The organism is Sessilibacter sp. MAH1, assembly GCF_054658315.1.
This window is the reverse complement of sequence record NZ_BAAGIC010000006.1, coordinates 90,604-114,351: the sequence shown is the minus strand read 5'-3', so window position 1 is coordinate 114,351 and position 23,748 is coordinate 90,604. Positions and strand designations below refer to the sequence as shown.

Below are 23,748 nucleotides of genomic sequence, written 5' to 3'. Positions count from 1 at the left end.
TCAATTGCAGGAATAAGTGGCTCCTAAAGTGAGTAGACGACCTCAATATTGAGCCACTTAAGGATTCACGACTTTGGCTTTCTACCGGTTTTAACCGCGCTTTTAGCATTTGACGTTTTTTTCTTACCCGAGGACTTTTTGGGTTGGCCTGCCTTTGCGGCCACGGCTGGCCGTTTTGACGACTTAGATTTCCGACCGTCGGGAGCTGTGTCTACAAAATTGCTCAATTGCAGGGTTGCCCGCTTAGGCTTTGTGCGACTTTCTGAAGAAGAGTCTTTTGAGATCTCAGCAGCTTGCTTTTGTTCTTGACGCGCCTGGGCCATTAGGTTTTTTTTCAGCGCTCTTGAATCACTCGTTGGCGTCTGGCTGGCTGTACGTTTTCGGGAACCATTAGCCGCAGCTGCCGGTTTTTTTCCATCAGATTTACTCTGGCGCCCTTGCGAGTTCATGCCAGCGAGTAATTTCGCTTTGGGGCTGATTTTAGTGCTCTTCTTACCGGTAGATTTTTCTCGCACTAATTCGAAATCTACCTTGCGCTCATCTAAGTTAACGGCAACAACTTTAACCGCTAACTCGTCACCCAAACGAAAGACTTTGCGCGTTCTTTCGCCAATTAAACGGTGATGTGCGGGTTCGTAGTGATAATAGTCGCCAGGTAACGCCGTTACATGAATCAAACCTTCTACGTACAGATCTTTAAGCTCAACAAATAAGCCAAAATTGGTTACGGCACTAACAATACCTTCGAACTCCTGGCCGACACGATCTTGCAGATACTCGCACTTCAGCCAACTTACCACTTCTCGCGTTGCATCATCGGCACGACGTTCTGTAAGAGAGCATTGTTCGCCCAATTGCAGCATAGCGGCCATGTCATAAGGATAGATTTGCTCACGTTTGAGTTTTGCGGCACCTTTGATGGACTTTAAATTTTTCGGTGCTAACTCGACGTATGCCGCTGCATCGGCACTATTACGCAACAAGAACCGAATCGCACGGTGCACCAATAAGTCTGGATAGCGACGAATGGGAGACGTGAAATGTGTATAAGAACTGTACGATAAACCGAAGTGGCCCTGATTATCGGGCTGGTATTTCGCCTGCGACATGCTTCTTAGCATTACTGTTTGAATTAAATGCGCATCGGGTCGATCACTGATCAAATCCAAAATGGTTTGATAGTCCGAAGGTTTAGGCTTACCTCGGCCGCGCATGGAAATACCGTTGCTGGCAAGAAACTCTCGAAGATTTTCCAGCTTTTCGTCAGAAGGCCCTTCATGAACGCGAAATAATGATTCTAACTCGACTTTTTCAAGCAGTTTTGCCGCACAAACATTCGCGCAGAGCATACACTCCTCAATGAGTTTGTGTGCGTCGTTGCGTTGAACAGGAACAATCTTTTCAATTTTTCGGTTTTGATCAAACAAGATTCGAGTTTCAACGGTTTCAAAATTAATCGCGCCGCGTTGATCTCTTTCTGCACGAAGACTTAGATAGAGCTGATAAAGCTCGTCGGTTACCCCAACGACGTGATGATACTGTTTGCGGATACCGCTATTGATATCGCTCTTCTGGTCAATCATCTGCCCAACCTTGGTATAGGTTAAGCGCTCGTGAGAATGAATAACGCTCTCGTAGAATTGGAAACCACTGACCTTGCCTTGTGCACTTACCGTCATTTCGCAAACCAAACACAAGCGATCGACGTGAGGATTGAGCGAACACAAACCGTTTGATAATGCCTCGGGAAGCATCGGCACTACAAAATCGGGAAAGTAAACGGAATTACCACGGTTAATGGCTTCTCGATCTAAAGCACTGTTAGGTTTTACATAGTGAGACACATCGGCAATGGCAACAAACAATCGCCATCCGCCCGCGCGTTTTTTCTCCGCGTACACGGCGTCATCGAAATCACGAGCGTCTTCGCCATCAATGGTAATAAAAGGCAAATGCCTCAAATCAACGCGTTTACGCTTATCGAGATCATCGACCTCATCGGGTAACAAGTCGGCTTCGGCAGATACATCTGAAGGCCAGATGCTCGGAATACCGTGACTTCTTATTGCTACGTCGATTTCCATGCCCGGTGCCATATGGGCGCCTAGCACTTCAGTGATTTCACCAGTGGGCAAACTGTCTTTACTGGGCTGTTGTAGAATTTTTACGACAACATACTCACCGCGCTTAGCACCGCAGAGCATTTCTTTGGTTACCATAACGTCGTGGGTCAGTCGAGGATTGTCTGGGCGTACAAAATGGATTCCAGACTCGCTAAAAACGCGACCGACAATTTGCGTCGTGTTGTGGGTTATAACTTCAACAATGGTACCTTCTTTACGGCCGCGTCTATCGCGTCGGTCGGCACGAACCACTACTTCATCGCCATCAAATACTGCTCGCATTTGGCGATTTGCTAAATAGACGTCTTCACCGCCTTCATTGTCGATAACAAAACCGTAACCATCTTTGTGCCCTTGAACGCGTCCGCGAATCAAGTCCATTTTACTGAGTGCGCCAAACGCGCCGCGTCGATTACTGATTATTTGTCCATCGCGGCTCATAGCAATTAAACGCCGGCGAACGCCTTCGACTAAATCTTCATCGGTAATCGCCAAAACCTCACACATCTGCTCGTGGGTAATGGGGCCCTGATGATTAGTTATTACTTCAAGTAGGTATTCGCGACTGGGGACGGGATTTTCGTAGCGTTCGGCCTCGCGGGTAGCGTGAGGGTCGACCGCGGGTATTGATGTGCTATTAGAATTGTTGTTTTTATCTACAGTTTTTTTTCTGGGCAAAATTCTCTTTCCATTTACGTGTTTCTGCTGTTTTCTCGTCGAACATTAAACGAACACTTGAGCGGTAATGTTTCCCAGCAGTTCATAACCAAACGCTATGGCGTTGGCGGTTTTCTAGATGTTTAGGGCAAAATACCAAAATAACAATAAGTAATTGTTGCTGTTTGTGGTTATTTAAAAGTAGCTATACTGTCAGTCTTAGCATATATACGTAAAACTACTGCATAAAGTGCTTATTAGCCAGTTCTTTGATCGATTAATCTCTGCGTGATATCGAAAACGTTCCAGATTATTATTCACGCTAGACAAAAATAACGTACAAATAGGCTCCGGTCGTGTGAATAAAGGATCTCTTCTTTGATAGTGGAATTTAACTCTGAAAAATTTATATTTTTTTGATTATTCAATCAAAAAATCAAAAACATTTTAAAGAATCATTGCACCCTAAAAAATATACGCTAGAGTATCGCGTTTTCGCGAATTTATTTGAAGTCCGTCAAACATTAAACCGTAAAAATCCATATATTCCCGCTAACTTGAGCAAATATTACTCTAGTAGGCATAAAAGGGTTTAAATTGCGCGCAAGGAGATTTAACGACATGAGGAAGCTAGGTTTTTTAACCGCTACTTTTTTAGCCTCGATAAGTTTAAACACAATCGCTCAAGATGATTCCAACACTCTGAGAGTCTACAACTGGAGTGATTACATCGGCGAAGGCGTTGTCAGTCAGTTTGAAGAAGAAACTGGTATCGATGTCATCTATGATACTTATGACAGTAATCTTGAAGTTGAAGAAAAAATCAACCTTGGCGGCGGCAATTACGATGTCGTGGTACCTTCCCTTGATTTTATGGCCAAGCAACTTCGACGCGGATTATTTAGACAGATCGACAAAAGTAAATTAAAAAATTACAGCGAGCTTGATCCAACGTTTTTAAAAAATATTGCAAAACTCGATACCGAAAACGCCCATGGCGTACCTTATATGTGGGGCACAACCGGTTTCGGCTACAACGTAGAGCAGGTCCGTAAAATTCTTGGACCTAATGCGCCGGTAAACTCCTGGGACCTAATCTTTAAACCCGAAAATCTAAAAAAATTGAGTGCTTGCGGTGTATCGTTCTTAGATGAACCCACAGAAATGCTTTCAATTGGTTTAAATTACCTGAAAAAAGACCCCAACTCTGAAGAAACTTCAGACTACCTAAATGTTGCTGGTGACTTTTTCAAACAATTGTCTCAGTACGTGAACGTATTCGATTCCGCAGATTTTCTGGACAATCTTTCTAACGGTAAGATTTGCGTTGCTATTGGTTGGAGTGGTGATATTTTCCAAGCCATGGCTAATGCCGAAGAATCTGATAACGGTGTCAAAATCAAATATGTTATTCCAAAAGAAGGCACAGTTTTTTGGGTAGACATGCTGGCCATTCCCGAATTAACTCGTAACGAAGACGCCGCGCTTAAGTTTATCGACTTTTTGCTTCGTCCCGAAATTGCTGCAAAAAATACCAATTACATTTGGTATGCAAATGCCGTTACTAATTCACTTCAGTATGTAGATGACGAGATCAAAAACGATCCTACCATCTACCCTACTCCCGATATCCAAGCCAAGCTATTCCAAAGTGGCCGCCGCAGTATTCGTATTCGCAGAACCATTGAGCAATCATGGGGAAATGTAATATCTGAATACCTGCGTTATCATCCAGAGCCATTTAATCCGGATAAACTTGACCACAATACGCAAAATTCCGAAAAGCTTTGGCAAGATGCTTCTGAGAACCTGTTGCAGAAATAATCCAATGTATTCTTCAAGGCCGCGTAACTGCGGCCTTTTTCGTTAATGCACTTCAATAATTCGTAACCTCAAAACCGACAAACAATCCTCGCACATCTAATTCAGTTTTATTCTTAAGAATCTCTCTATCTAAGCTTTGAATTCTATCAAGACCTGTGAATGTGACCATAAAATCGGAGTCGCTTGGTTTAGAATCATTTAACCAAAGCCAAGCACGGTGTGGTAATTTCTGATAATCTACCGCTAAAATAAGTGATAGACCGGAGTTTTACTTATGAGCAACAATAACGATAGTTTAATTGAGTTGAAAGCAGCCTTAGAAGCGGAAAAAAAAGCATTAGTACACGCTCAAACTGATCAGCATTTAAACCTCATCGACGAAGTTTTAACAAAAATGAACGAACCCGTTCTTAGTACGGACCTCGACGAAGGATTACTTGAACATTGGAATCAAAAGACTGCCGAGCTAGAAACCGATCATCCTGATGCAGCGCGACTTATTCGTGAAGTTATGGATATTTTGGGAAAAATGGGCATTTAAACTAATTTAGAAGAAATATCGTTAAATCGTGTTAATTTTACTGATCAATAGTATTGTTGTTTCTCTTACGGTTATTATTCATTACGAAATTTTACGATTTTTATTTAAAAAATTACCCCTACTCGCCGTTCGACCTCGCTTAAAAATAGTTCTAGGTGTACTTGGTAATATGACAGCGCATACCATAGAAGTTTGGGTTTTTGCTGTGTTTTATTATGGACTATTGCAATACGATGGTATTGGCGAGTTGCGTGGTAATTTTGATGGTTCGTTACTCGATTGCGCCTACTATTCATTGACCAATTTCACTTCTTTAGGAACGGGCGATATCGAACCCTTTGGTCCTATTCGATTTTTATCGGGCATCGAAGCACTTTGTGGATTGGTATTAATTACTTGGTCGGCCTCGTTTATGTTCTTAGAAATGCAAAAATATTGGGCATTTGAATTCGATAGTAATAAATAAACTCAATTTATTTACCGCCTTTTAAAGACACTTGTCGTGGCCTTTTAAAGGCACATGCGGCATTTGATAATTCAGTAGTTTTTAACTCGTCGTAAATATCTATTCCATCTTTGACACTATCGGAACCTTTGATTAACGCATCCATGTATTAATCAGGTGGCAGAAATTCCTATCCAATAATCGGCCACACAAACAACGTTTTTTGCTGAAAAACGTTGACGCAATTTGTAGGTAAACTGCTTCTGTTGGGTCAAAACTGATATTGGGAAATAATTCAGAAAAATACTGAGAGCAAATTTAAACTGTCCACAGTCAGAACTCGAAGCGGCAGTATAGGTTAAATCTCAGAACTACAGTTTTTCTTGGCGGCGTGTTCTACAATGCATTTTGCGTTCGCCAAAGATATTCTTGTCGAGATCGATGACTTCTCTGAATAATGAATTACGTTACTCGCTGAATAGTCTCGTAATTCATTTAGTATTTTGACCACACCATTCAATACGTATATTTGCAGAGCGACTGACTGCTAGGCTTACGCTATTTTTTATTAATAATTAATTCAACTGCTAATAAAAAACTATTGGAACCTCTGATTAACTCATCCATGATTTAATCAGAGGACAGAAATTGAAAATGCGATTTCCAATTTCTTCACAATTTCAATCACTTACCGTTCTTGAAATTGGCGACACATCCTTGTGTCGCGAGAAACTCTAGGTTAATCAGAGTTTCCTATTACGACTGTGAATAATAAACTGATAAAGGCGTTATTTTTTGATGAATAAAATAACTGATAGGTAAATTAGGGTTAAGTTCACGAGCTGCTAAATCAAAGATATTTTTCTTGGTTTCACCGACAAAATGCAACAGTAGATTTTTAGTATTTAACAAACGTTTTCTGGTTTGGGTCAATCGTAATGGTTTAACGGTAACCGGATTCGTTAAAAGTACATTAAACATGGTATCAATGTTAAGCGCTTGATCGCGTTCAATGGCTTTCGGAAATATCGATGCTGTATGTCCATCTTCACCAAGACCTAAAATAACGACGTCATAGGTTTCACATAAAACTCGGTGATTAATAAAGCGTTGATGACAATTGAGTTGCGATTCGCCCTGAATGTATAAGGGTACAAAATTTACTTCTTTTGCGAGATTTTGCATTAGAGTTCGTTTGACCATGCCAGCGTTACTGTCGGGATGAGACTCCATCACACAACGCTCATCGGCCAAGGTGACATACACACTGGACCAATCTAAATCCTGTTCGGATAGATTGTGTAAAAATGCCTGTGGCGTGTTCCCACCGGATAGAATCAAAGTCGCTACACCTTTGCTTTCAATGGCAGCTGTAAGTGACGCTACGACCTTTTCGGTAAGATTTATTTCTAATTCGTGGCGGCTGTTAAACTCGTTAAATTCAAAAGTCATGATTCTAAAGTGCTCCACTGACGGTCGTCATGGGCCATCATCACAGCAGCATCGACCGGGCCTGCCGTGCCTGCTGCATATGACTGAACTTTCATGCCCGCTTTTTGCCATTGTTCAATGATTTGATCAATCCATTGCCAAGAGGCTTCAACTTCTTCTGCGCTTACAAATAAGGTTTGATCACCCTTTAATACTTCGACCATTAATCGAGCATAAGCGTCGTAACTGTATTTTTTTCTTGCTTCAGGTACTGTTAGATTCAATTCCACTTCTTCAAGTGTTAACTCTTCAAGCCCTGGTTGTTTACGTAAAAAATGCAACGTAATACCCTCGTCAGGCTGCAACTGTATACGCAACTGATTTGGACTCATTTCGTGCATTGCTCCAAAAATTACATGCTTTGGTGGTTTAAACTGAATCAAAATTTCGGACTTATGGGTTTGCATACGCTTGCCAGTGCGCAAATAAAACGGTACTCCCGCCCATCGCCAGTTATCTATTTCGGCGCGCAGCGCCACAAATGTCTCAGTGTCCGATTTATCGGCTGAATTGAGTTCCTCATTATACGAAGGAACAACCTCACCCTTGACCGAGCCTTCTGTATACTGGCCACGTACGGTAGATTTTTTCACATTATCGGCAGTAATTGGCCGCAAACACTTCAAAACTTTGAGTTTTTCGGCGCGAATCATAAACGGATCACGACTTGCTGGTGGCTCCATCGCTACCAAACAAACAACCTGTAGAAGATGATTTTGCACCATGTCGCGAAGTGCACCGATATCATTATAAAAGTCTTTTCTTCCTTCCAATCCAACGCGTTCGGCAACGGTTATCTGAATATGATCAATGAAGTTATTACTCCAAACCGCGCCAAACATGATATTCGCAAAACGCAATGCCAATAAATTCTGTACCGGCTCCTTACCTAAATAGTGATCTATGCGATAAATCTGATCTTCTGAAAATCCATTACGCATCTCTGCGTTTACGCCAAGGAACGTCTCCAAACTTGAACCTAGTGGTTTTTCTACTACCAGCCGTGTACTTGGTTTAGCAAGTCCTGCTTCTTTTAAAGATCTACAGACTGCACCAAAGATTTTCGGTGGAATGGCAAAATATACAATGACTGAACTGGTTTCATCACAATTCTGTTTGAATATTTCTAACGTGCTGGGATTAGTAGCATCACCTTGTAAACAGGTGATCCGGTCCTGAAAACGCAGCCAAGCTGTTTCAGAAAACGTTGCTTGTGACTTAAGCCAAGGCAACATACGTTCCAGAAGATCTTCTCTACTGGCCAGCGCCCGAGACACGCCAGTAATCTTCCCCACATCAATCAGCTGATCAGCTACTTCTAAAGCAAATAACGCCGGATAAAGCTTACGTAAAGCTAGATCACCGTCGCCACCAATGATCAGTATTTCATGGGTCATGAAAATAAAACCTTCCTTAAGGTCGTTAACGTCAGTCTAGACTAAATTTTGCTTATTAAAGAAAAAATTGATTTTATCGTCGTCAAACGATTGGCTCTGAATAAATACCTCTAATTTGACGATGCTAAGACACCTAACCACAATAATGAATGAGAATCTATAAGAACCTATGATTAACTCATCTCTGATTTAATCATAAGATAGAAATTGACAATGCGATTTCCAATTTCTTCACAATTTCAATCACTTACCGTTCTCGATATTGATGACACAGCGTTGTGCCGATGAAAACTCCGGGTTAATCAGAGTTTTCTATAATTGCTTCAGAGTTATCCACTGCACAACTTAGTGTTTATAATAAAAAATGGTACAATTAATTTCTTGGCACGAAAATAATTGCAGTAAAAGTACACGTTTAAAAATAATTTAATGGTTAAGGTATATACTTTTTGAAAAAGCATTACTTTAAAATTGACGGAAATAAAAATAATCAAAAAATAAAAGGGTGTTATCTAACAAACGGATTTACGTACTAAACTCGTTTAATGATCACTCTAACTGAATAAATTCGTCTCGAATGTACAAAAAAATGAATGTGATACTTTACATGTGTAAGTTTGATCTATTTGCTAGAAAATGGTTGCTAAAAAACAAGTGGTTAACACGGATTCTCCGATAAATCACCATAGTCAGTGGTTTTAATACTGTCGAGAACGACTCTGGTTTTTTTGAGCTTATTGAGTTACAGAAATAGCGGGTCAAACCATGAGTATCTATCTCGACCCTTGACTAGACGATAAGTATCTCTCTGGATAAATACCCTTGATTAACTCGTTCTTGATTTAACAGGATTTAAATAAAGGGCAAAAATTGAAAATAGGATTTTCAGTTTCTGCACCACTTAAATAATTCACAACTCAATAATCTACAACTCTAGAGGCCGATGATGCATTCCCGCCTACCAAAACTCACAGTAAAAGTGGATTTCCGTAATTGTTTTAAAGTCTAAGTATAAAACTAAATTACATCGACTTATTTGTTCTTTCTATTGGATCCTCTGATTAACTCATCCATGATTTAATCAGAGGACAGAAATTGAAAATGTGATTTCCAATTTCTTCACAATTTCAATCACTTACAGTTCTTGAAATTGGCGACACTTCCTTGTGTCGCGGGAAACTCTAGGTTAATCAGAGTTTCCTATTGTCTATCTCTAGCAAATAGCCATTGTATTTTTTAGGCGAAGTAATCGACCAAGAGATTAACTTACCGCCGAAGGCTTTCTTACATTTTTTTGAGAGCTTCATAAAGGGCGATCTTCCCGGATCTGCGATAATTATGCGTTCAACTCCATTTTCAACGGCATTACTAATCACCGTAAACAAAGGATTTACTAAGTCGTCCCAAAAGCAGATATCTCCGCCGGCCATGAAATTTTGTTTTTTTAATAAAGTTGAATCAATATCTTCATATCGACAAGTTTTGGTAGTTATTTTTACCGAATTCATTGCAGCATGAACTCGTAAATAAGGGAAAACCCACTCGTCTGCGTCTACTGAGGTAACTTTTGCTTTAAATGTTTTTGCACAAAATATGCTTAACATGCCCCAACCACAGCCAATATCAAGTACTTTCGACCCTTTGTTTAACGGATCTTGATTAAGGTAATCCATAATTAAAAAACTTGATGACCAGACTTGATAACCGTGGATACTGGGTTCTGGCAGCGCTTGTTTTAGATTGGCCAAAGTCGGACTTTTTTTCGATAAGGTATAAATACCCAGTACTTTTTCTATCTCGCTCAACGTGCTCTCCAATCTAAACCTAAGAAAACCTAAACCTAAGAAAACATAAAAACTGACAAATGATTAAATTTACACCCAAATGAGCGCTAATTGTACGCAATATCGTTCATTTGAGAATTAACATCAATAAGCCTACTGTATATGACGAACAATAGGCTACAAGCATAAATAAGACATATTAAATTTTAAATGCATTGCATGATAATATTTAAATCTTCATCTAAAAAAATTCAATACGTCACTTACATTCAACACCAATTGAAAGTGGAATTAAGTATTGAGAAAAGCACAAACTTCGAATACCTACTTTGACGAAATTACAGTTTATTCAAATTAGAGTGATTTTTGTAAAATTTACAACTCGAAGGTTAATTCTATAAAAACATCTCAAATATTGACGGGTTTATTTTCATCCCCAACCTCTGCAACACAAAATTAAAGTGCTATTTGCGCCACAATTAGAACTTCGAACTCTATTTTTCGTCATTTAATAGATAAAATTAAAATACAATTTTTATTGGCACGTTAATCGCTTTAGTCATTACATGCATACGAATTTTTTTATGTAATTGTTTCATAACAATCGTAGTAAGCATTTATAGGTTAAGTATAATCAGTCCAGTATACGAGCAGAGCTAAACAGTTGTTCGTTGTAGATTGAAGAGTGCTCAAGTATGAAAGAGCGTTTTTCAAGCTATTCTATAGAAAAACTCGTAGTCAACTCATGTTTTGAATTGATTGTCTTACCACTCAAATTGTCAAAAATCACATTGTTATGGTTCCACTAATTATTCCAATTGGCGCACTTCTCGCCGGAGTTGCGTTATTACTACTTGGTACAGGCTTATTAAATACAATTCTAGCGTTAAGAAGCAGCATTGAAGGGTATAGTTCTACAACCCTAGGTTTGATCATGTCGAGCTATTTTGCGGGGTTCTTTGTTGGTACCTACTTAGCCCTACCAATCATCAGCCGTATGGGCCACATCAGAGCTTTTGCATTTTGTGCTGCCATTGCCGCAGCAACAGTGTTAGCTCATGAGATATTTGTAAACCCAATCGCATGGATGTTATTACGCGTATTTACCGGTATTTCTCTCGTTATTTTGTATACAGTGATTGAAAGTTGGTTAAACGGACAAACACCCAGTGAACAACGCGGCAAAGTGTTTGCCATTTATATGACCGTAAACCTTGGCGCTCTTGCAGTCGCCCAGCAGTTGCTGCGTATCGATCCATCCATTACTTTTTTGCTGTTTGCAATTTCAAGTATTTTGATTTGTTTGAGTTTAACACCGATAACGTGGACTCGAATGAAACAACCCGAAGTTACCGATATTTCACGCATAAAATTATCGCAGGTATTTAAAGCGGCTCCAGTTGCTGTGTTGAGCTCTGCTTTTTCCGGGTTAGCTATGGGAGCATTTTGGGGTCTAGCTGCTGCATATGCTTCTAAAATAGGATTCCAAAGTTCTTCTGTTGCAACTTTTGTTACTTGCGCCATTGTTGGTGGTGCTGTTTTCCAATTCCCTTTGGGTAAATTCTCAGACGGCCAAGATCGACGAAAAGTTATTTTTATCATCAGCGCTGCCGCTGCCGTCGTAGCTTTGTTGTTGTCTGTGATATCCAGTTTGCCCTATGCAATGTTTGTGGTAATTGCTGTCTACGGCGGCCTTGCTTTTGCAATTTACCCTGTTGCGGTAGCGCATCTGGTCGATCACCTTGATGCAAAAGATATGCTTGGAGGCAGCAGTCAACTGCTGTTAATCAACGGTATTGGTTCAATGATGGGCCCTGCTTTAGCTGGCCAACTTATGGAAATTTTCGGGGTAAATAGCCTGCCGATATTTTGGTCTGTTGCCTTGGCGATATTGGCCCTTTCAAGTTATTGGTTTATCGCGCGCTCAAAACAAGAAAATCCAGAAGATCATAACGCTGACTTTGTTCCGATGCTTCGTACATCGCCCATGGCATTTGAGATGTTGCCGCCAGAACAAAACGAAGACGGAGAAATTATCGAAGACTCAACCTCGGTATGGGGCGGCAATGATATAAGTCACAACCCAACTGAAACCGATGAAAATCTAGACATTGATCAAACTGAACTGAGAGAACCAAATAATTCCGAGCTAAATACTGATTTTGAATCCGATGAGCTCGACACACGGAACAACCAAAAACATATCTCAGATCACTAAGAGCATTATTAACTTAAAAGATAGGATCTTTTTAAATACTGCGATTGTTTAAATTCTGCAGTAGCCAAAGAAAAATTTTTATTGCGTAAATCGAATACTATTTTGTATTCACATTTCTGAAGTACAGAAATACTCAAATAGCTGTAGGAGGCTTAAATGTTACTTGCCACTGATTTAGACGGTACATTTTTAGCAGGAGACTCAGAAAAACGACACCAGTTGTACCAACTTATTTCTCTTCACCCTGATATCGATTTGGCATTTGTTACCGGTCGTGGGCTTGAATCGGTTTTACCCTTGTTATCCGATCCAACCATACCTCAGCCCGACTATATTATTTGCGATGTTGGCGCGACCGTAGTTAACGGTGAAACACTGCAACCCATACAACCAATTCAATCCGATATAAATTCACGCTGGCCTGGAGAGTGGAAAATTGAACAGGCTATGAGTGATTTCCCTCATGCTGTCCGTCAAGACGTACCTCAAGAACGTCGCTGTTCTTATTTTTGTGAAGCATCGGCGTTGCACGAAGATTTCGAGAAAATTGCTAAGAGTTTTGATTGCGATCTACTCTACTCCGCCGGTCGTTACTTGGATTTTTTACCGAAAAACGTTAACAAGGGTGCAACACTAACAGCCCTAGCTGAACACCTAGAAATACCAAAAGACGATATTTTAGTAGCCGGTGACACATTAAACGATTTATCTATGTATGAGCATGGATTTATGGGCGTGTGTGTGGGTAAATCAGAAAAAGAACTTCTCCAACAGACCGATGGCTACGATAATGTCTATCATGCAACCGCATCTGGATGCGGAGGCATTATCGAAGCTATTGATCATTTTGGATTTTTGAACGCAAAAAAAGCCATTTCGTCAAATCAACAATCTGTTTTTTTAGGTGAAGCAGAGTTAGTTATTGTTTATCACCGTTTGCCGTTTGAAGAATTTATTGATGACGGAGCGGTTAAACAGCGAAACCCTAAATCACCTAACGGTATTATTCCTACGTTGTTAAGTTTCTTTGGTGACGGCAAAAAAGGCTCGTGGATTGCCTGGACGACGCTTGCAGATGAAGTTGAGAATTATCAAGCAAAGACCACCGTCGATGATGAGCTCTACCCTAACCTAACTGCATCTAGGGTCACGCTCAGTAAAAACGAAGTGGATATTTTCTATAAGCAATTTTCGAAAGAAGCTTTTTGGCCAACTTTACACACATTTTGGGAACAAGCCACTTTTCGGGAAGATCACTGGAAAGTATTTTTAAAGGTAAACAAAAAATTTGCCGAACAAACTGCCAAAGAAGCCGCCAATGGGGCCTTGGTTTGGATTCACGATTACAATCTTTGGATGGTTCCCGCTTTTTTACGAGAACTGCGACCAGATTTAAAAATCGCTTTTTTCCATCATACGTATTTTCCGTCGGCAGATGTATTTAATGTGTTGCCTTGGCGACGAGATATCGTTGGCAGTTTATTACAATGTGATTTTGTTGGTTTTCACATTCCTCGCCAGTCAGAAAACTTTTTAGATGTCGCCCAAGGTGTAACGCCGTTGACCGTTAAAGAACGCAACAGCTGTGCCCCTCGTTTTTTAACCTACGGCTGTGCGGTGGGTGTTGACGAAATGACAACGCTCATTGAGGTTAATGGTCGAGATATTCATTTGGGCGCAATGCCTGTCGGACTCGACTTAAAACGTATCCACAGAGCTTTGGATAACCCCAAATTCTTAGACAAAACCAAAGCATTGGAAAATGCCTTAGGTAAAAGCCGATTAATTTTATCGGTTGAAAGGCTAGATTACACCAAAGGAATTTTGCAAAAACTGGAAGCTTTTGAACTGCTACTGACCCAACATCCCGAACTGAAAGGTCAAGTGACTCTTTTAACCATCTGTGTTCCAGCAGCAAAAGAGATGACTATTTACCAAGACCTACAGACGCAAATTGAACAAGTGGTGGGAAGAATTAACGGCCGCTTTGCTAAAGTTGGCTGGACACCCGTGCAATTTTTCTTTCAAACATTTCCGTTTAATGATTTGGTCGCCTATTACAGCATGGCCGATGTTATGTGGATTACACCTTTGCGTGACGGACTTAATTTGGTCGCAAAAGAGTTCATAGCCGCACAGGGACTAACCGATGGTCGAGGCGTACTGGTGCTATCAGAATTTGCTGGTGCGGCTGCGGAATTACGAGGTGCCCTACTCACCAACCCACACGACAAGCACGATCTGGCAGCAACTTGTTTTCAAGCGCTTAATATGGACAAAGACGAAGCCGCCTCAAGAATACGTGAAGCTTTTTGGGTGGTTGATCGCTATGACATACAAGCGTGGGGACGAGAGTTCATGGAAACCATGAAAAAAGTAGACGATAAAGCCTAAATAGCAGCATCTTAAACCGCACAATTTTGTGCGGTTTTTTTACCTAAAATTCAGATTTACTTAGAATCTCCAGCGGTAAAGGGACAATCGCGAACTTCAAAAATGATCAGTGATTGAACTTGTAAAGAAATTGAAAATGGTATTGCCAATTTCTGACCTCTAATTAAATCACCGAGCCCTTAATTAAAAGTTGTTATATTAAGCAACACAATCCTCTATCACCGATCTTCTCAGTAAAATCTTCTAGCTTCGTTTCATATTCGACAATACTCTGCATGGTAAATTCTGAATGGTAAATAAGCGACTTAACGCCGAATGTTGCCCAACCACTATTATTTTTATTATTTTTTCAGCGTTTAGGAATTTGCGGGTTCTATGATTCGGTAATCGCGTGAACGACAATTATTCATGGAATTAATGATTATAAAGAGTATCAAATTCTCCATGCTTTAAGACAAATGAAACCCGGCAACGAATTGAACAAAATACATACACAGGTTTTAATTTTCGTACATTGGTTAAATTTCAGATGAGAGCATCTCAGACTTCTAATGTTTCTGCTGAGGAATTAATTATTCATTGTCTGTTCAGCGTATTGACGATGTTATTAGCACCGTAAGATGATTCGTTAAAATTACCGTACATTAGAAAACTCGTATTGATTAACAAGAGAAACCTCTGATTAACGCATCCTTGATTCAATCGGAGGATAGAAATTGAAAACGTGATTTCCAGTTTCTTCCCAATTTCAATGACTTACCGTTCTTAAAATTGGCGATACATACTTGTGTTACCGGAAACTCTAGGTTAATCAGAGCTTCTTATATCTACTTATTAAGGCGGTCACGTTACAATAATGTTTATATTGGCTGCGCTAAATCTGCGCATATGGAATAAACCCTACAATTGGAATGCATATTAGTTTGGCCTATTCTAATAATAAACCGCTATTTAGAAAGTTACGATCAAACACACAGGGTTTGGTATACGCGATTGGTTACACCTGCCTAGGATTAGTTGCATCTTTTATCCCAGCGTATCAAGTCAGCGCGCTGGCTTTATTTGACGATAATTCAAGTCGCAGTGAAATTAAAATTGAAACCATTGGCGGTGAAAAAGACGCAACGCTCTTAAAAAAAATGTTGCAAGAAGAGCTTAGCAGGCAACATAGAGACAATGAGATTTTAAAGCTATACAGCAATCAAAATAAAATAGCCAATTACGAAAGAACACTACTTAACGAGTTTCTACGTTCTAAAGGCTATTACTCCGCCAAAATATCTTCACAACAAGTAGATGGAAAAATAAGCCACGTTATACAACCCGGCAAACTCTATGTGATCAACAAGATCGACATTGAATTACCCGAAGGGCTGCCACCCATACCCGATAATTATGTGTTATTAAAAACAGGCGATCCTCTTGTTGCCGAAAAAGTGCTGATTATTCAAGACAATCTAACCACCTGGGTAAAAAGCAACAGTTGTTTGTATCAAGTAAAGGTTGTGTACAAAGCCAAGATTTTTCCTGAGACTGGCAATGCCACGCTTACTTACAGCACATCACCCAGCCCAGCAACCACCTTTGGCCCGGTTACCTTTTCAGGATTGAAAAGTATCGACGAAGCTTACCTTCGTGATCGAATGAATTTTACCAGCGGCGAATGCTATAACCGTGCTCAACTGGATGAGTTTCGACTGGTGTTGCTACAGAGTAATCTTTTAGCAAGTGCGTTGATTTCAACGGGAGAGATTACCGATGACGGCGTTCCTATTACAATTGATGTTACCGAGCGAAATCACCGTACGATATCCGCCGGTTTCGGATTTCGAACCGATGAAGGCTTTGGTGTATCTACCGGATGGGAACACAGAAATCTCTTCGGTCGAGCCGAAAACTTAGACCTAAATGCCTACATAGCTCAAAACCGACAAGCATTAACATCCAATTACACTATCCCACATTATCGTTTTGATGAGCAGTCGTTGACATTGTTTGCCGAGATCGAATCTGAACAGACCGATGCTTTTGACTCTGATACAGCCAGCTTTGGTGTTGAACTGAGCCGCCAAATCAGCGATCCGCTGCGCGCTTCGCTGGGTATACAAACCGACCTTTCTCAAGTCACCGAAAGTGACGGTGATCGAGATGACTTCGCGTTAGTTTCGTTGCCCTTTAATGCCGAATACGACAAACGAAATGCAGCTCTTGATCCAAGAACCGGCTGGGTCGCTGGTGTCGGTCTTCAACCTTTCTTGAATATCACCGACACCAATATTCGATTTTTAAAAACTACCGCCGCAGGTAGCTATTATAAAACGTTCAATAACACCTTTTGGAAACCCACATTCGCTGTTCGAGGTGCCGTTGGCTCTATTTCGGGCACAACTCGCGACGAAGTACCTGCCACAGAACGATTTTACGTCGGCGGCGGTGGTTCTGTGCGCGGCTATCCTTACCAAACATTAGGTCCATTGGATGGCAATGATCCTGAAGGCGGACTGTCCTACACAGAAGTCTCATTCGAAACCCGATTGCACTGGGGTGATACTTGGGGCGGTGTCGTTTTTCTAGATGGAGGTAACGCCTACAACGGTGAATTACCGCGCCTAGGAGAAGATTTACGGTTTGGTACGGGCGTTGGGTTAAGATTTTATACCAGCTTTGCCCCTATTCGTTTCGACGTTGCCTTTCCTCTAGACAGACGAGAAGAAATTGATGACAGCTTTCAAATTTATATCAGTTTAGGTCAAGCATTTTAATGAACCTTTCCGCAGTAACTCCTAAAAGCATCGCACAAAGCCTGTTGTATATTTTTATAGGCATAATCGCGTTGCTATTATTTTTAAGCAGCTTGTTGTACACATTGGTTTTCACGCAAGCCGGTAGAGAATGGACATTAACCTCCGGTCTTGATTGGTTGAACAGTTCAAGTACGTTTAAAAATCAACAACTCATTATTGAATTAAGTGATCCAACCTTTACCAGTTTGGATATTTTAACGTTTAAAAAACTCTCCATAAAAAAGCACGAAAAGATATGGATTGAGATTGATAACTTTGTTTTTCATTGGTCGCTCGACGAAATATTTAACAAACGTCTGCACATAAAAACTCTTACGTCTGATCGCATATTTTACGATCACCAACTTTCTCAAACTACGACCAACAATACAGATTCAACCGCGAAAGAAAGCTCTTTTAATATTGAGCAATACATAACAATGGTCTCTTTAGATGACTTAACCATTCAGGCTCTGGATATTCGTAATCTATTACCGGAAACAACCCGTGCCGAGCTGGATATCGAAAACCGAATCCATTATAAATTTTCGACCAATGTAGAATTCGATAGTCATAAAACTCTCGCAGTTGTATTAAACGCACAGCCGTTGCTCGAACAATTTCCGAGCCTTTCTGTTAAAACCGATTCGGTATCTATAAATGAACATCGAATAACAGGAAATTTAACCGAACCCGCGGGAGGCATAACGTCTAAGTTATTAAAAGTACCTGGCAGTCAAAAAATAGATGTTACCGTAGATATAGGTGTGAAAAAGCACGATAAAACCTACACTTTTGATATTGCACAACTTAAATTACCCATTGCTCAAGAGCAATTGTCGCTGGTGGCAAATCTTGATTTTGTTCCGCAAGTGCCTGTTAGCAATAACTCTGCAAGTACACCTGAACATACCTGGCAGTTGAATATAAAATCTTCTACGTTAAATTTAAGTGGAACCGAACATCATTTTAGCGGCGCAATTACCTACCCAATTATCAATTTAGACGTTGATGTAAACGAATTCCCAATACGATTAGTGTCACCATGGGTTCCTCAAATTCAAGGTGGTAGCATCAATACTGAGTCTAATATTTCAGGCACAATTAAAGAACCTAAATTCAAAGGCACACTTGCCGCAAATTCTAACTACAACCAAATACCGGTTGCAGTAAGTTTACAAGGTGTTGGCAGTTTGAAAGCAGTATCGTTAGACGATGCTCAGGTTACCTCTAATAACAGTAAATTAGCAGTCAATGGAAACATAAATATTGAAGATAAAGACTTGGATATTAATTTTATTGGCGACAACATCGACACACATTTAGTCGCAAAATTTTACGACCAATTACCTAAAGATCTCTATTATAAAATCAACCACGCCCAGGGCAGCTTGCTAGGTAATTATCTGAACCCTAACGGTAATATCGTTTTAGAAGGTCAAGGAAAATACCAAGCAAACTCGTTTACCACACACATAAACGGCAGCAAACAACAGAACAAGGTATCTATTCGGTCCTTAGATGTCATTTTGCCCGAAGGCAAAAGTCATGTTGAAGGTTTTATCGATATCGATACATTAGAAGGCAACTTAACGGGTAGCATCAATGAATTACCGCTTTATCTCGCAAGTGCCGCGGGAATCGAGTTACCAGAAAGTCTGAGTGCTATTTTCAATGGTACCTTTACTGCTTCGGGCAATCTCAAAAATCCAACCGTAGAAGCCAATATTAAGACACAAGGTCAATTTCAAGATATTCCCTTTAAAGCAAATTTAATAGGCAGTTCAGATACCCAAAAATACCTATTAAATGAATTGACGGTATTTGCGTATCAACAACAAGTATTAAATGCACATGGCCAATATCAAGGCGAAGAGTTTCAGGTTTCTGTAGAAGCAGATCAACTACCTACTCAACTGCTGCAAGCTCTTGCTATTCCAATAAAACCCGGTAATTTCCAAGCAAAAATCGACGCGAATGGAAGCATTAAAAGACCCGTTGTTATAGGAAACCTATTGTACAAAACAACGTTTGACGGCTATTCACGAACTGGCGATTCTCAAAAAGTGGGTCTAAGTTTGGGAGTTGATTTTCATAACAACGATGAAAACATTATCATAAACTCCACCATTAAAAGAGATAATAATCCACCTGGATTTATCAATATTAAAGCGCCCTTTTATCGCTACATTGATTTAGCGTTAAATAACTCTCTCAGCAACGCTATTCCGATTGATGCGAGCGTAAACGCCGAAATAGGCTTGCAAACATTATCGTTTTTTGTCGACCCAGACATTCATCGTATTCATGGCAGGCTTAAGGCCAATACAGATATTAGCGGTGAATTAACGGCACCCAAAATTGTGGGATCAATTGAGTTAACCAACGGTAGATATCAAAACGTATTAACAGGAACCGTTATTGATAAAATTGAATGCCTAATTAATTCAAAAAACTATCAGTTTGAGTTCGACGTCTGCACAGCAAATGATGGTGGTAAAGGTCAATACGATATTACCGGTGGTATTGTTTTACCGTTAACAAACGGAAAAGACTCTGGCGAAATTGATATAACATTAATTGCCAATGCTGCCAGTATAATTCGTCGACCCGAAGTTGAAAGTGAGACGACTGGCAATATCTCAGTTAAAGGGTCATTTAAAGAACTTACTGCGGCAGGAAAACTGAATGTTTCGCCGCTTCAGGCGGTTCTAAAAAACACCACCAATACCAGCGTTGCTCAAATTGAGGTTGAAGAAGTTTATGAAGCGCAAGAAAACTCAACACAACAATATTTAGAAAATAAATCACCAATAGTTCATCTCGATTTAATTATAACCGCGGATCGGCAAGCCTATTTACGCGGCCGTGGCGTAGAAGCCGAGCTGTCTGGCGAAATTAAGCTATCAGGCACTGTTGACGAGCCTCAATATAACGGCGATTTTAAAACTGTACGCGGCCAATTCGAAGTATTTGGTAAAACATTTCAATTGGAGCAAGGCAACGTTGGATTCGTCAATAATGCGGTGGCCATCGCTATTACTGGGGTTTATAACAAAAATGATCTCCGGATTCAGGCAGACATGAGCGGCCAAAACGGTGACTACAAATTAAAACTCAGTTCTATACCGAGTCTTCCTGAAGACGAAATATTGTCGTTCATCATTTTCGGCGAATCAGTAACCGATATTACGCCCATCAAAGCCTTGCAACTTGCCTCTGCGGTACAAACACTCAGTGGCGGAGGTGAAGGTGCCGTGTTTAATACCCTCGCTACTACGCGCGAGCTTCTCGGCGTAGATACGCTAACCGTTGACACAGAAACTACCGCAGACGGAGAAGACGGATTAAACGTTGGTATAGGTAAATATATTAACGATAAGGTCTATCTAGAATTAGAGCGCACGCCAAATCCTTCCCAACCTTGGAAAGGTACTATCGAAATAGAACTTAGCCCAAGAATTAATTTACAAAGCTCTACCGGTGGCACCAGTGGTATCGACAGTGCTGAAATTATTTGGAAAAAAGATTACTAATTATGAATACAGATATTTCGACAAGCTCGTTAATTTTTGCCAAAGAACTCGATGAAGCCGGCGGTTGCACGGCCTTTAAGAGCTTAAGCGAGATTCCTAAAAGTGCCAAACCGCTATGGATGCATTTCGACGCAAATCAACCTACAGCTCGCGAGGAAATGCAAAATGCATTTCCAGACATGGACGAACATACCTTAAGCGCCTTATTCGACGTTGACGCCCGCCCACGCGTATTAAAACTTGAAAACGGAGTTCTAATTATTTTACGTGGCATTAATCATAACGAAGGTGCAGAGCCGGAAGATATGATTGGCGTTCGCCTATGGATTACCAATAGCAGAATTATCAGTTTGAGGTATCGAAAATCCAAAGCATTAATGACCGTATCAGAAAGTCTAGACACAAAAACCGGGCCTAAAAATATCGGTGAAGTGGTTACACAAATTAGCCAATTATTAATTCGGTTTATTGAAACAAGTGTCAATCAACTCGATGAACGCCTTGATGAACTGGAATCATTGGTTCTCGAAGATCCCGGTCGATCCCTACGTCATAATATTTCTGAAGTTCGTATCAGCGCAGTATTACTACGACGCTACGTCGCACCTCAGAGAGAAGCTTTAACACAATTGCGACTGATCGAAATGGATTGGACTGGCGGTAAAATTAATCGGCGTTTGCAAGAGATTCAAGACGGAATGATACGTACTATCGAAAATCTTGATTCAGTACGAGAACGTTCCCAGGTCATCATGGACGAATTGGCCAGTGCTCTATCAGAAAAACTCAACCGTAATCTTTATGTTCTCTCGGTTATTACCGCAATATTTTTACCGCTGGGATTTTTAACCGGATTATTCGGAATTAATATTGGTGGAATGCCAGGTGTAGAAAATCAGGCTGCGTTTTTTAATTTCACCATGATTCTAGGCGTATTGGTCGCGATCCAAATTGTTCTATTTAAGATATTTAAATGGTTCTAATATAAAACAGTCCATGCATTCAAAATTACCGAATGCATGGACAGGGAATTTAGATCACTTTAACTGCTTAAGAGAAAAACAGCGATGGAAGATAAATAGATAGTGAATAGCCGATGGTGTAACAAATGAGCAGCGCTGGGAAAAACTTCAAATAAGCACCGAAGGTCATCCCTTCAACTTTGCTCATTGTAATAATTCCCGCAGCAGAACCAATAATCAACAAAGAACCACCCACACCAACAGAATAAGTTAGGCCGAGCCAATCGGTAGTACTTAATTCTGGGTTAGCTTTCAATAACGCAGCTGTCAACGGAACGTTGTCAAGCAATGCAGAAACAGCACCAGCAATGTAGTTTGAGTAGATTGGAGCAATTTCAGAATACCACTCCGCTACTTTTGCCAGAACATGAATCTCTTGCAGCATACCCACTAACAACAAAATTCCCAAAAAGAACAACAAGGTGTCGTACTCAATTTTTCGAATGTATTCCAAAATTTGAGTTTGTTCGTCATCGGTCTGAGCCATACGACCAACCAAGAACATAATAGACAGGCCCGTCATAAATGTAAGAACTGGGGGAACCGAGAACAACACGTTGAAAAGCATTGTACACAGGATGGTAGAGAAAAACGTTCCAGCGATTGTTAAGTCAACTCCGTTGAATTTTCTTTCAACGATTTCAGTTGTAACCTGACCTTTCATTCCAACACTAAACATCAATGCAAGTGCAGTAACACTCACAGCTGAAGGAATTAACAGGATTAACAACTCGCCCATATGAACGTGGCCACCCAAGAAAATCATTAGTGTGGTTACATCGCCAGTAATTAACGCAACGCCGCCGGAGTTTACGGCAAACACAATTAGCGCAGCCATTTTCAATTTATCCGGTTTCTCTAAATTGAAAGATTGGACAAGGCCAATACTCACTAATGTTGCTGTAACGTTGTCACAAATGGCAGAAAGCACAAGTGCGAACAATGCAACGAGAATGAGCAGTAAGCGTTTTGATAAAGTATGGGGAAATAACTTTTGAACAAAAGTTTGAATAAGACCTTTAGCATTTAAATAAGCAACGAAGGTCATGGTAGACATTAAAAACAGCCACAAAGTAGCAATTTCTAACAGGTTCTCATTTAAAAAATGAGTGGTGCTTTCTCTTTGCTGGTCGCTCTCAGCAAAGAAAAATAAAAGAACCCACGAAATACAACCAAAGAATAAGGTGGTTTTGGCTTTATTAACGTGAATAACTTCTTCAAACACAATGCTCAATAATGCAAGCACTGCTAGGCCCATCAAAAAATAATGTAACATCTTTGCAAATCCAGGTTGGAACTGTTTTTAAACGGCAAACAGAAAAAAGTGCATCTAAAGTCCTGGAAAAATTATTTTATTTATATATGCGGCAGGAACTCCCGGCTGGCTAAGATACTCTTTTTTGCTATAAAAGAAAAGATCTTGTTTTGGATCAAATTTTAACCACTGCGTATAAAACTGACAGTATGTTTGTATATTTCATTTTATTCATGAAACAGCGCTAGATTTCGTTCAAAATTTATTACCCGTAAAAT

Annotated in this window: 13 protein-coding genes; 8 read left to right on the top strand and 5 right to left on the bottom strand. The window is 40.3% G+C overall.

The features are described from left to right. Window positions 1-65: 65 nt before the first annotated feature. Window positions 66-2,750 carry a ribonuclease R gene (rnr, locus tag ACYQ28_RS08145; protein ID WP_460049480.1) on the bottom strand — a complete coding sequence of 895 codons (2,685 nt, stop codon included), beginning with the start codon at window positions 2,748-2,750 and terminating at the stop codon, window positions 66-68. Between the two features lie 651 nt (window positions 2,751-3,401). Between rnr and ACYQ28_RS08140 the strand changes: the two genes are divergently transcribed. The 3 genes from ACYQ28_RS08140 (at window position 3,402) to ACYQ28_RS08130 (ending at window position 5,611) form a co-directional block, all read left to right on the top strand. Then, window positions 3,402-4,604 (top strand): extracellular solute-binding protein, encoded by a 1,203-nt coding sequence (locus ACYQ28_RS08140; protein WP_460049401.1) that lies wholly within the window; start codon window positions 3,402-3,404, stop codon window positions 4,602-4,604. A 274-nt stretch (window positions 4,605-4,878) separates the two neighbouring features. Beyond that, window positions 4,879-5,145: a DUF4404 family protein gene (locus tag ACYQ28_RS08135; protein ID WP_460049402.1), complete on the top strand. Its 267-nt coding sequence runs from the start codon at window positions 4,879-4,881 to the stop codon at window positions 5,143-5,145. A gap of 28 nt (window positions 5,146-5,173) precedes the next feature. Further along, window positions 5,174-5,611 (top strand): ion channel, encoded by a 438-nt coding sequence (locus ACYQ28_RS08130; RefSeq protein ID WP_460049403.1) that lies wholly within the window; start codon window positions 5,174-5,176, stop codon window positions 5,609-5,611. 735 nt (window positions 5,612-6,346) lie between these two features. Here the strand turns inward: ACYQ28_RS08130 and pgl are convergent. The 3 genes from pgl to ACYQ28_RS08115 all read right to left on the bottom strand — a co-directional run bounded on the left by pgl (window position 6,347) and on the right by ACYQ28_RS08115 (window position 10,283). Continuing rightward, window positions 6,347-7,042 carry a 6-phosphogluconolactonase gene (pgl, locus tag ACYQ28_RS08125; protein WP_460049404.1) on the bottom strand — a complete coding sequence of 232 codons (696 nt, stop codon included), beginning with the start codon at window positions 7,040-7,042 and terminating at the stop codon, window positions 6,347-6,349. Continuing rightward, the gene (gene zwf, locus ACYQ28_RS08120; RefSeq protein ID WP_460049405.1) at window positions 7,039-8,478 is read right to left on the bottom strand and encodes a glucose-6-phosphate dehydrogenase; all 1,440 of its coding nucleotides are present in this window, start codon (window positions 8,476-8,478) and stop codon (window positions 7,039-7,041) included. Before zwf ends, pgl begins: the two co-directional genes overlap by 4 nt. Before the next feature lie 1,190 nt (window positions 8,479-9,668). Next, on the bottom strand, window positions 9,669-10,283 hold the full coding sequence (locus ACYQ28_RS08115) for a class I SAM-dependent methyltransferase (RefSeq protein ID WP_460049406.1): 615 nt from the start codon (window positions 10,281-10,283) through the stop codon (window positions 9,669-9,671). 775 nt (window positions 10,284-11,058) lie between these two features. Here ACYQ28_RS08115 and ACYQ28_RS08110 point away from each other — a divergent pair. From ACYQ28_RS08110 to ACYQ28_RS08090, 5 genes are all read left to right on the top strand, one after another. Further along, the gene (locus tag ACYQ28_RS08110; protein ID WP_460049407.1) at window positions 11,059-12,480 is read left to right on the top strand and encodes an MFS transporter; all 1,422 of its coding nucleotides are present in this window, start codon (window positions 11,059-11,061) and stop codon (window positions 12,478-12,480) included. Window positions 12,481-12,636: 156 nt separating this feature from the next. Beyond that, window positions 12,637-14,874 carry a glucosylglycerol-phosphate synthase gene (ggpS, locus tag ACYQ28_RS08105; protein ID WP_460049408.1) on the top strand — a complete coding sequence of 746 codons (2,238 nt, stop codon included), beginning with the start codon at window positions 12,637-12,639 and terminating at the stop codon, window positions 14,872-14,874. Between the two features lie 923 nt (window positions 14,875-15,797). Beyond that, window positions 15,798-17,636, top strand: coding sequence for an autotransporter assembly complex protein TamA (locus ACYQ28_RS08100; protein ID WP_460049409.1), 1,839 nt, complete (start codon window positions 15,798-15,800; stop codon window positions 17,634-17,636). Next, window positions 17,636-21,193 carry a translocation/assembly module TamB domain-containing protein gene (locus tag ACYQ28_RS08095; protein ID WP_460049410.1) on the top strand — a complete coding sequence of 1,186 codons (3,558 nt, stop codon included), beginning with the start codon at window positions 17,636-17,638 and terminating at the stop codon, window positions 21,191-21,193. Before ACYQ28_RS08100 ends, ACYQ28_RS08095 begins: the two co-directional genes overlap by 1 nt. A 2-nt stretch (window positions 21,194-21,195) precedes the next feature. Then, window positions 21,196-22,176: a zinc transporter ZntB gene (locus ACYQ28_RS08090; protein ID WP_460049411.1), complete on the top strand. Its 981-nt coding sequence runs from the start codon at window positions 21,196-21,198 to the stop codon at window positions 22,174-22,176. Between the two features lie 67 nt (window positions 22,177-22,243). Here the strand turns inward: ACYQ28_RS08090 and nhaD are convergent, their stop codons facing one another. Then, a complete protein-coding gene (nhaD, locus tag ACYQ28_RS08085; protein ID WP_460049412.1) occupies window positions 22,244-23,491 on the bottom strand; it encodes a sodium:proton antiporter NhaD in 1,248 nt (415 codons plus the stop codon). Window positions 23,492-23,748: the final 257 nt, after the last annotated feature.

Coding starts and splice junctions, on each gene's coding strand:
- ACYQ28_RS08110 (WP_460049407.1), top strand. CDS start 11,059: ATGGTTCCACTAATTATTCCAATTGGCGCACTTCTCGCCGGAGTTGCG.
- ACYQ28_RS08135 (WP_460049402.1), top strand. CDS start 4,879: ATGAGCAACAATAACGATAGTTTAATTGAGTTGAAAGCAGCCTTAGAA.
- ggpS (WP_460049408.1), top strand. CDS start 12,637: ATGTTACTTGCCACTGATTTAGACGGTACATTTTTAGCAGGAGACTCA.
- nhaD (WP_460049412.1), bottom strand. CDS start 23,491: ATGTTACATTATTTTTTGATGGGCCTAGCAGTGCTTGCATTATTGAGC.
- zwf (WP_460049405.1), bottom strand. CDS start 8,478: ATGACCCATGAAATACTGATCATTGGTGGCGACGGTGATCTAGCTTTA.
- ACYQ28_RS08140 (WP_460049401.1), top strand. CDS start 3,402: ATGAGGAAGCTAGGTTTTTTAACCGCTACTTTTTTAGCCTCGATAAGT.
- ACYQ28_RS08095 (WP_460049410.1), top strand. CDS start 17,636: ATGAACCTTTCCGCAGTAACTCCTAAAAGCATCGCACAAAGCCTGTTG.
- pgl (WP_460049404.1), bottom strand. CDS start 7,042: ATGACTTTTGAATTTAACGAGTTTAACAGCCGCCACGAATTAGAAATA.
- ACYQ28_RS08090 (WP_460049411.1), top strand. CDS start 21,196: ATGAATACAGATATTTCGACAAGCTCGTTAATTTTTGCCAAAGAACTC.